Source organism: Caulobacter sp. DWR3-1-2, from assembly GCF_049896225.1.
Classification (GTDB): domain Bacteria; phylum Pseudomonadota; class Alphaproteobacteria; order Caulobacterales; family Caulobacteraceae; genus Caulobacter.
In genome coordinates this window covers 1-9,165 of the sequence record NZ_JAFCTW010000022.1, presented here as the reverse complement: position 1 = coordinate 9,165, position 9,165 = coordinate 1, and the positions used below count along the sequence as shown (strand labels likewise).

Here is a 9,165-nt window from a genome sequence, read left to right as displayed (position 1 = left end):
CGGGATCTGCGCGGGTCGACGGGGCCGGGAGTCAAACCGGTCTGTTCCAGGATCTGTCGGAGTCGCTGACGGCCCCTTCCGGGCGACTTTGATCCTGCCCGTCCGAGGGGGAACGACGACCGGGATGAAACAAGCCCTCAATCGTCGTCCCTCGAGACAAACGGTTTCGCGGAGCGGTCGGTCCACGCCGAAACGCAAACTCTAAACCCACGGTCATCCGGGCTTGGCCCGGCCGCTCCGCGCCTCCTCACCCCTTCAGCGGTCGTCCGCGTGAAGCGGCCAAGTCGTGCGTGAACAAGGTCCTCCCCCTGTGGGGGAGGTGTCGGCGAAGCCGACGGTGGGGGGAGTGATCGGATGACGGCCAGAACTGCGATCGACGATCCCAATCGTTCCCCCTTCGATCGCTTCGCGATCGCCTCCCCCACAGGGGGAGGACCTTGGCGATCGGCCCTAGTACAGATCCTCGATGCGCTGCGGCGTGGTCTGGGGCGGGGGTTCGGGCTTCTTTTCGGGCTCGGTGGGGACGGGTGGGGCCTCGACCGCCGGCGCGGCGTCGGCCGGAGTCTCCGCAACGGCCTCGACGGGCTTGGGCTTGGGCGCCTCGACGGGCGGCGGCGGGGCGATGATCGCCACCATCGGCTGGGCGTCGCGGACCGGCACGCCGGAGACCTCGGCCAGGGGCGCGGTCGAGGCCGCCTGGTGGTCTTCCTTCAGCAGCGCGCCCTTCAGGCCGAACGCGAAGCCGCCGACGCTGATCGCCGCCAGGATCAGCACCACCACGGGCAGAGGAAGAGGGCGTTCCAACGACGTCATGAGCCTAGCCTAACCCCCAATCTTCCTCTGACCAAGTGGCCGAGATGCGTTACGCTTCGGCCTTGGCTTTCTTGGCGGCGGGCTTTTTCGCCGCCGGTTTCTTGGTCGCCGGCTTCTTCGCCGGCGCCTTCTTGGCCGGAGCCGCCCCATCGGCCGCGGCGGCCTTGGCCTTGGCGGGCGCCTTCTTCACCGGCTTCTTGCCGCCGCCCTTGGCGACGCGGTCGGCCAGCAGCACCACGGCCTCGGCCAGAGTCATGGCAGCCGGATCGGCGCCCTTGGGGACATTGGCGTTGGTGTCGCCGTGCTTGATGTAGGGCCCAAAGCGACCCGACAGCACCTTCACCGGCTTGCCGTCATCCGGGTGGACGCCCAGGTCGGCCAGGGCAGCGGCTTGTCCCCGCTGAGGACGCCCGCCGCCGGCCCGCTTGTCGGCCAGCAGGGCGACGGCGCGGTTCAGGCCGATGTCGAACACCTCCTCGGCGTTCTCCAGATTGGCGTAGGTGCCCTCGTGCAGCACGAACGGTCCGAACCGGCCGAGGCCTGCGGTGATCTTCTTGCCGTCGTCGGGGTGCAGCCCGACCTCGCGCGGCAGGGACAGCAAGCGCAGGGCCTTTTCCAGGTCCAGCCCCGCCGGAGTCCAGCCCTTGGGCAGGCTCGAGCGTTTGGGCTTGTCGGCGCTGTCCGTCGCCGGCGGCTCCTCGACATAGGGGCCAAAGCGACCGTTCTTCAGCCAGACGGCGCGGCCGGTCTCGGGATTGATGCCCAGCTCCTTGTCGGCGGCTTCCGCCTCGCCCTCGCCTTCGCTCGTGGCCAGTTGGCGGGTGAAGCGGCATTCGGGATAGTTCGAGCAGCCGATGAAGGCCCCGAACTTGCCGACCTTCAGCGACAGCATCCCCGTGCCGCAGGTCGGGCACAGGCGCGGGTCGCTGCCGTCGCCCTTGTCGGGGAAGATGTGCGGGCCCAGCGACTCGTTGAGGGCGTCGAGCACATTGGTGGTGCGCAGCTCGGCGATCTCGCCGACGGCGGCGTGGAAGTCCTTCCAGAAGTCCCGCAGGAATTCCTTCCAGTCCAGCTTGCCGTCCGACACCAGGTCGAGCTTTTCCTCCAGGGCTGCGGTGAAGTCGTACTCCACATAGCGGCGGAAGAACTGTTCGAGGAAGGCGGTGACCAGGCGGCCCTTGTCCTCGGGAATGAACCGCAGCTTGTCCATGCGCACATATTCGCGGTCGCGCAGCACAGTCAGCACCGAGGCGTAGGTCGAGGGGCGGCCGATGCCCAGCTCTTCCATCTTCTTGACCAGGCTGGCTTCCGAATAGCGCGGGGGCGGCTCGGTGAAGTGCTGGTCAGCCCGGGCGTCGATGACCTTGGCGGTTGCCCCCTCCTCGATCAGCGGCAGGCGAGCGCTGTCCTCGTCATCGGCGTCGTCGCGGCCTTCCTCATAGACTGCCAGGTAGCCGGGGAAGAGGATCACCTGGCCCGAGGCGCGCATTCCGGTCTGGCCGTCGCTGCTCTCCAGGTCGACGGTGGTCCGCTCGATGCGGGCGCTCTCCATCTGCGAGGCGATCATCCGCTTCCAGATCAACTCGTACAGGCGGCCCAGATCCGACTCCAGACGCAGCGAGCCGGGGTTGCGGCTCAGGCTGGTCGGGCGGATGGCTTCGTGGGCCTCCTGGGCGTTCTTGGCCTTGGCCTTGTAGTAGCGCGGGGTCTCGGGGACGTAAGATGCGCCATAGACATTGCCGATGACGCTGCGCGCCTCGGCTATGCCTTCGGGCTCCACTGACACGCCGTCGGTCCGCATATAGGTGATCAGGCCGACGGTCTCGCCGCCGATGTCGATGCCTTCATACAGCTTCTGAGCGGCCTGCATGGTGCGTTGGGCCGAGAAACCCAGCTTGCGCGAGGCTTCCTGCTGCAGGGTCGAGGTGGTGAAGGGCGGGGCGGGCGAGCGCTTACCGGGCTTCTTCTCGACGGCGGCGACCTTGAATACGGCCTTTTCGACTGCGGCCTTGGCGGCCAGGGCCGAGCCCTCATTGCCGAGGTCGAACTTGGTGAGCTTCTTGCCCTCGTACTTGACCATCCGGGCCAGGAATGGATCAGCGCCGGCCGTGACATCGGCCTCGACGGTCCAGTATTCCTGGGTCTTGAAGCGCTCGATCTCCAGCTCGCGATCGACGATCAGACGTAGGCATACCGACTGCACCCGTCCGGCCGAACGGCTGCCCGGCAGCTTGCGCCACAGCACCGGCGACAGGGTGAAGCCGACCAGGTAGTCGAGCGCCCGGCGGGCCAGATAGGCCTCGACCAGCTCCATGTCGATGTCGCGCGGATGGGCCATCGCCTCCAGCACGGCGGTCTTGGTAATGGCGTTGAAGGTGACGCGCTTGACCGTTTTGTCCTTCACCGCCTTCTTCTTCTGCAGAACCTCCAGCACGTGCCAGCTGATGGCCTCGCCTTCGCGGTCGGGGTCGGTGGCCAGGATCACGCCGTCGGCGCCCTTCATGGCGTCGACGATGTCGGCGATCCGCTTGGCGCCCTTGGCGTCGGCCTCCCAGTGCATGTGGAAGTCGTTGTCGGGCTCGACCGAGCCGTCCTTGGACGGCAGGTCGCGGATGTGACCGTAGGATGCCAGCACCGTGAAGCCGGGGCCGAGATACTTGTTGATGGTCTTGGCCTTGGCCGGGCTCTCGACGACGACGACGATCATTAGGACTCTGGACCTGGGGAGAAAGGGGTCTGCCTCGGGCGCGCCTTTGGGGCGAACCTTGGACGAAGCGCCGGAAAGTGGGGGCGGCGCCAGGGGTCTGTCAACGTCGGCTGTGGCGAACACCGCATTTGGCGAGCGGCTCTCTCTTAAGAGAGAGGAATATCTCGGCGGCGGTCAGGCGGTTTTGGTCTTGGGCGGTCGCCCGCCCTTAGCGCCGTTGGCACGGGCTGCGGCAGCCTTGGCCGCGGAAGCGCCTCATCCGGCGAGCCTGGCCATGTGAGCCCTGGTTCCGAAGATGCCGGCGGCCAGCCCCGGTATCGACAGATCGACGTCCAGAGCTTCCCAGTGCAGGCCGTACCCTGCCCCCGGAATGACGACCCTCGCCAGCTCTTCATCGGTGGCCGCCTCGAGCCCTTGGCCAAGGCGCGCTGGAAACGCGAAAGCCGATCCGCTGGCCAACTCCACGACAATGCGACCCGTTGGTTGGTCGTAGCGAGCGGAGGCCGCTCTCGGCTCATTCAGGGACAGCTTGTCACCGAGCGCGATGGCGGCGTCGATGTCCGTGTCAGTCGAGTCAGCCATGAACCCCTCTCTAGCGCGCCAGCAAATCGTTACGCAGTTCCCCGACGATCGCCATCGCGCGCCGAATATCCGCGCGCCTCATGTGACGATGCGCATCCCGGAAGCGCGATGAACGGTGAACATCGACAGACTGCCCTATCTTGATGGGTTCAAATCCCCGCCACCATTCCGCCCGGCAGCAACTCCGCCCGCTCCGCCAAGGCCAGCTCCACCAAGGCCGCCATCACCGCCGAGGTCGGGGCGCGGGTGGCGCGGACCAGCTCGTCGCGGGAGACGGGGGTGGGCGAGAGCAGGGCGGCCACCTGGGCGCGCAGAGCGTTGTGGTCGATATCCATCGGCTCGTCGGGATCGTAGGTGCGTTCGCGCTCGCGCAAGGACGCCTGGCCCGACAGCGAGCGCAGCACGTCCTCGACGCTTTCGCAGAGGATCGCGCCCTGGCGGATCAGGTCGTTAGGACCCCTGGCGCGGGGATCGAGCGGCGAGCCGGGCACGGCGAAGACGTCGCGGCCTTGCTCGGCGGCCAGGCGGGCGGTAATCAGCGAGCCGGACTTCAGCTCGGCCTCGACCACGATGACGCCCAGGGACAGGCCCGAGATGATGCGGTTGCGGCGCGGGAAGTCCTTGGCGATGGCCCGCCGGTCGCAGGCGCTTTCGCTGACGATGCAGCCGCCTTCGCCGGCGATCCGGGCGTGCAGGGCGGCGTGTTCAGGCGGATAGATGTCACAGACCCCGCCGCCAAGCACCGCCACGGTGCCGGTCGCCAGGGCGCCCTCGTGGGCCGCGCCGTCTACGCCGCGCGCCAGACCCGAGACGACGACATAGCCGTGCTGCCCTAACTCCGCAGCCAACTGTCGGGCGAAGCGCTGACCGCCGGCCGAGGCGATGCGAGCCCCCACGATGGCCAGACTGGGCTGGGGCAGCAGTTCGGCGTGGCCGAGGCTCCACATCACCGGCGGCGGCGGATCGAGGGCGGCCAGGCGCGAGGGGAAGTCCGGCTCGCAGGCGCAGATCAGCCGCGCACCGAGCCTGGCGCCGGTTTCCAGCTCGCGGAGGATTTCGTCCTCGGGCGGCGAACGCAGGGGCGCCGCCCGACCGGAGCGGCGGGCCAGTTCGGGCAAGGCCTGAAGGGCGCGCTCGGCGGAGCCGAACCGCTGCAAAAGATGCTCGAAGGCGACGGGGCCGACCGTCTCGGTGCGCGCCAGCCTCAACCAGGCAAGGCGCTCAGGGTCCGAGAGGCGGCGAGTCGTCACGCGCCCTCTGTCGTGCTTGGGGGAGGCGGCGCTTCGGCCGTCTTCTTCTTGCCGATGCGGGGCTCCTCGCCCTTCAGCAGCCGGCCAATATTGTCCTTGTGTCGGATGAAGATCAGCACGGCCATGAACAGGCAGAGGACCAGGAACGGATAGGGCTGGTCGGTGGCGAGGGCGAACGGCGCGGCCAGGGCTGCGGCGACCAGGGCGGCCAGGGAGCTGAGGCGCAGCAGGGCCGCCACGGCCAGCCAGGTCACGGCCGCTAGCACGCCCACCGGCCAGCAGGCGGCCAACAGCACGCCGTAGAAGGTGGCCACGCCCTTGCCGCCCTTGAACTTCAACCAGACTGGAAACAGGTGGCCTGTGAAGGCCGCGCCGCCGGCCAGGGCGATGATCGCCGGGTTGCCGTGGCTTAGCCAACGGGCCAGGAGCACCGCCACCACGCCCTTGCCGGCGTCGCCGATCAGGGTAATGGCCGCCAGGTCCTTGCGGCCCGAGCGCAGCACGTTGGTCGCGCCGATATTGCCCGAGCCGATCTGCCGGATGTCGCCCGCCCCGCCTAGCCGCGTGGCGATCAGGCCGAACGGAATCGAGCCCAGCAGATAGCCGCCGAGGATCGTGATCCCGAGGGTCAGGTAGACGGCTTGGGCGAGATCTTGCACGGTTTGCGACCTATGGGTGTGGTGAAGGTTGCCGGGCGTGGCTGGAGCATGGCAAGCGCGAAAACGCCGGTTTCGGCTTTATACCCGAGCGTGCGGCAAGCACTCCACGGTTTTCCCGCCCTGATCTCGGCGCCTCTTCGCGCGGCGGAATATAGAAGGGCGTATCTCATGGCTGTGCGGATCGGTTATCTATCCCTAAATAGGGCCGGTATAGCCTTTCGCCGCAAGCGAGCGTTCAGAAGGATACGCCCCGGTCCCCGCGAGGCCCGTGGCGCCAATGGTCCCCAGCTAAAGAGTTTGCCCTTTGTCCGCTGCACAATCTAACCCTCAGCTGTGGGATACCAAACAGCTCCGCCGGGCGCTTGTTGCGGCGGGCGTCGCCCTTTGGTCATGGAATGTCGACTCCGACCAACTGGTGATGGACGAACTTGGCTATGGCCTTTGGGGCGTACCGATCACCAAGGCGGTGTGTTTCGAGGATCTGTCCGCTCACATCCACCCGGCCGACCGCGACCGGGTTCATGCGGCCTTCGCCGCGACGCGCGGGATCGTCGGCCCCTATGAGATAGATTTTCGCGTCATGGTCGAGGACGAGATCCGGTGGATTTCGGCGCGTGGCCAGGGCGACGACGAGGGGATCATCGCGCGCGTGATGGCCGGAGTGTTCCTCAACGTAACCGGCCGCAAGCAGGCGGAGGAAGCCAACGAACTGCTGGCCGGCGAGATGAGCCACCGCGTCAAGAACCTTCTGACGATCGCCTCGTCCCTGACCGCGATCACCTCGCGCTCAACGGAAACCACCACGGACATGGCTCGTGAGCTGACGGAGCGCTTGACCTCCCTGGGTCGCGCCCATGACCTGGTTCGTCCCATACCCGGCCAGCACGGCAAGGCCGCGCTGCTCGGCGATCTGATTTCCGTCCTTCTCGCGCCCTATGACGACCTCGGCGCGTTCAGCGGCCGCATCCGCGTCTCCGTGCCCCGGATGGGCGTCGGCGAGGCTGCGGCGACCACCCTGGCCCTGGTCATCCATGAACTGGCGACAAACTCCCTCAAATACGGCGCACTCTCGGTCGGGACCGGCACGCTGGACGTGTCGTGCACGGCGCAGGAGCAGGACGTCGTGGTGGTCTGGACCGAGCGCGGCGGCCCACCCGTCAAGGCGCCTGACGGGACCGGAGGTTTCGGGAGCAAGCTCGTGACCCGGGGCATGTCGGCGCAACTGGGCGGGTCCATAACCTATGAGTGGCCCAAGCATGGCGTCATCGCCACGCTGCGGATGCTCAGGGACCGGCTCGCGCGCTGAGAACGGGGTCGTCGCGTCGCCCTGGACTGAAGAGTCGCGACCAGAGACAATCGCTCTATCGAAACAAGCGGCCGACCGGGCCTGATCCAGTCGGCCGCCTTGGACGAAAGCGGAGGTGCGCCTGCGCCGCGTCGCTAGTCTTCCGCCGCTTCCGCTTCGGCCTTGGTCTTGAAGTTGACGCCTTCGTCCTCGGCCGGCGGCGAATAGACGGTAAAGAGCTTCAGTTCGACGTCGCCCTTGTTGATGATGTTGTGCTTGGCGCCCTTGGGGATGACGATCAGGTGGCTCTCGGTCAGCTTCGATCGCGCGCCGTCGACCACGGCCTGGCCCTCGCCCGACGCGATGAACGTGGTTTGGTCGGCGTCATGGGTCTCTTCGCCGATTTCCTCGCCGACGGGGATGCTCATCATGACGATCTGAGCCTGCTTGTCGAAATAGACTTCCTTTTGCCAGTTCTTGTTGGTCGTCGTCAGCTTGATGATGTCTTTGTTGAAGATGGCCATGTCGCGCTCCGCTGGTCTGTGAACCGCGTGAATACCTCAAGGCGCGGGGCGGTTGCGTGGATCGGGGCAGGCCATTCAAATCCGAATTGGCTAGACCGACATGGCGATCCGCTTCGAAAAGGTGTTCGGCGTGCGCGCGGACACCTTGGTGCGGATGCAGGCCGCCTATGATCTGGCCCAGGCGCGGGCTCATGAGGGCGACATCGAGGTCGAACGGGTCGCGGCTGAGTTAGAGACCTAGCCTGAAAAGAGTTTGTGTCCCTCTTTTACGCCGAGCGACGCGCCAAAGCCCAACCAAGTAACCCCAGCTTTTCCGGAAACGGTGGGAACTCCCCCAGTGGAAGCTTGGGCTCCAACCGTTATACCCGGTATAATTATCCACTTGGCCCGCTTACCAAACATCTTCTTGGCGAAACCCTTTGCCGCGCCCTTCGCGAAGAATGGATTCAGCTCCACCGCCCCGCCGACTTCGATTTGACGACGGAGCGTCGTCGATTTCCATCGCGCGTCGAAATCCCTAATAATAGCATTGGCATTGTCGCTGAAAGACTTTGGAGCGGAATATTGATAATTTGCGGCCGTGTAACGTAAGGCAACAATCGCGCCGTCCAATGAAGTGGGCATTGCTATTTTTTACCAATTAGCATTGCACTGAAACGACAGAACACTTCGGCTTTCGCCTATATCGGCGCATATTTTCTGAAGTCGGCAAATGGCCGGCAGATATGAGCCATATATCTTCTTCATTGAAACGTGAAATCGGCCCCCGTTCCTCTGCATTTCAACATAGGATTCTTGAGGCAGAGCAGACAACATCAGATTGCGGATCTCATTTCTCGAATCTCCGGCCTCTCTGTACACGCGAGATAAGTAATAATGCTGCATTGGCTTATCTGTAACGTCGCCGCTCATCGGCGAGTCGGGGCGAAGGCCAGCCGTTGCGGTCGCGTAGAATTTCCCGCCTGGCATTATGTCTTCGAATGGTTTTTCGTCAGAAACCTTCTCTCCGCGGACGGAAAGTTTTTTTTCGATAAGCCGGTTGTCCATATTCAATATCTCTGAAAATAGAGAACAGCTCTCGGCCTTCGATGAAGATACCGAGTACTCTTCATTCGAAATATCAACCTCAGATCTATGCTCACACCCCCAAAGCGCGGCTACCGCAACAACTGATAGGCCGCATGAAATAAAGTTGATCATGCGGTAAGAGTTGAATGCCATCAATTTCACCGCTCTCTCCCCGCCTCTGACACCGTCTTCGCCACCGGCGACCACACAAAATCAATCACCCGCCGTTTCCCCGTCACGATCTCGACCGAAGCGCTCATGCCAGCCGACAGCAAAG

At 65.1% G+C, this 9,165-nt stretch carries 10 protein-coding genes; 2 read left to right on the top strand and 8 right to left on the bottom strand.

Annotated features, from left to right (window positions below; translation table 11 throughout):
• Positions 1-450: 450 nt before the first annotated feature.
• The 5 genes from ACP696_RS19985 to plsY all read right to left on the bottom strand — a co-directional run bounded on the left by ACP696_RS19985 (position 451) and on the right by plsY (position 6,011).
• Positions 451-813, bottom strand: coding sequence for a hypothetical protein (locus tag ACP696_RS19985; RefSeq protein ID WP_426012514.1), 363 nt, complete (start codon positions 811-813; stop codon positions 451-453).
• Positions 814-862: 49 nt separating this feature from the next.
• Entirely contained in the window at positions 863-3,520 is a 2,658-nt protein-coding gene (gene topA / locus ACP696_RS19980) for a type I DNA topoisomerase (protein ID WP_426012513.1), read from the bottom strand.
• Positions 3,521-3,775: 255 nt separating this feature from the next.
• Positions 3,776-4,102, bottom strand: a complete 327-nt coding sequence (locus ACP696_RS19975; RefSeq protein WP_426012511.1) for a DUF2442 domain-containing protein — start codon at positions 4,100-4,102, stop codon at positions 3,776-3,778.
• Between the two features lie 149 nt (positions 4,103-4,251).
• A complete protein-coding gene (gene dprA / locus ACP696_RS19970) occupies positions 4,252-5,352 on the bottom strand; it encodes a DNA-processing protein DprA (RefSeq protein WP_426012509.1) in 1,101 nt (366 codons plus the stop codon).
• Complete coding sequence (gene plsY, locus ACP696_RS19965) at positions 5,349-6,011, bottom strand: glycerol-3-phosphate 1-O-acyltransferase PlsY (protein ID WP_426012507.1); 663 nt, start codon at positions 6,009-6,011, stop codon at positions 5,349-5,351. Before plsY ends, dprA begins: the two co-directional genes overlap by 4 nt.
• A gap of 418 nt (positions 6,012-6,429) precedes the next feature.
• Here plsY and ACP696_RS19960 point away from each other — a divergent pair, with 418 nt between their 5' ends.
• Positions 6,430-7,317 carry a sensor histidine kinase gene (locus ACP696_RS19960; protein WP_426012587.1) on the top strand — a complete coding sequence of 296 codons (888 nt, stop codon included), beginning with the start codon at positions 6,430-6,432 and terminating at the stop codon, positions 7,315-7,317.
• A 134-nt stretch (positions 7,318-7,451) separates the two neighbouring features.
• Here ACP696_RS19960 and ACP696_RS19955 read toward each other — a convergent pair whose 3' ends face one another.
• The gene (locus ACP696_RS19955) at positions 7,452-7,820 is read right to left on the bottom strand and encodes a cupin domain-containing protein (RefSeq protein ID WP_426012506.1); all 369 of its coding nucleotides are present in this window, start codon (positions 7,818-7,820) and stop codon (positions 7,452-7,454) included.
• A gap of 100 nt (positions 7,821-7,920) precedes the next feature.
• Here ACP696_RS19955 and ACP696_RS19950 point away from each other — a divergent pair, with 100 nt between their 5' ends.
• Positions 7,921-8,061 (top strand): helix-turn-helix transcriptional regulator, encoded by a 141-nt coding sequence (locus ACP696_RS19950; protein ID WP_426012504.1) that lies wholly within the window; start codon positions 7,921-7,923, stop codon positions 8,059-8,061.
• Here ACP696_RS19950 and ACP696_RS19945 read toward each other — a convergent pair.
• Both ACP696_RS19945 and ACP696_RS19940 read right to left on the bottom strand, forming a co-directional pair.
• Positions 8,058-8,444 carry a hypothetical protein gene (locus tag ACP696_RS19945; protein WP_426012502.1) on the bottom strand — a complete coding sequence of 129 codons (387 nt, stop codon included), beginning with the start codon at positions 8,442-8,444 and terminating at the stop codon, positions 8,058-8,060. The two genes, ACP696_RS19950 and ACP696_RS19945, sit on opposite strands and share 4 nt — an antisense overlap.
• A 9-nt stretch (positions 8,445-8,453) precedes the next feature.
• Entirely contained in the window at positions 8,454-9,050 is a 597-nt protein-coding gene (locus tag ACP696_RS19940) for a hypothetical protein (RefSeq protein ID WP_426044234.1), read from the bottom strand.
• Between the last annotated feature and the right edge of the window lie 115 nt (positions 9,051-9,165).

Coding starts and splice junctions, on each gene's coding strand:
- topA (WP_426012513.1), bottom strand. CDS start 3,520: ATGATCGTCGTCGTCGTCGAGAGCCCGGCCAAGGCCAAGACCATCAAC.
- ACP696_RS19975 (WP_426012511.1), bottom strand. CDS start 4,102: ATGGCTGACTCGACTGACACGGACATCGACGCCGCCATCGCGCTCGGT.
- ACP696_RS19985 (WP_426012514.1), bottom strand. CDS start 813: ATGACGTCGTTGGAACGCCCTCTTCCTCTGCCCGTGGTGGTGCTGATC.
- ACP696_RS19960 (WP_426012587.1), top strand. CDS start 6,430: ATGGACGAACTTGGCTATGGCCTTTGGGGCGTACCGATCACCAAGGCG.
- ACP696_RS19955 (WP_426012506.1), bottom strand. CDS start 7,820: ATGGCCATCTTCAACAAAGACATCATCAAGCTGACGACGACCAACAAG.
- ACP696_RS19950 (WP_426012504.1), top strand. CDS start 7,921: ATGGCGATCCGCTTCGAAAAGGTGTTCGGCGTGCGCGCGGACACCTTG.
- ACP696_RS19945 (WP_426012502.1), bottom strand. CDS start 8,444: ATGCCCACTTCATTGGACGGCGCGATTGTTGCCTTACGTTACACGGCC.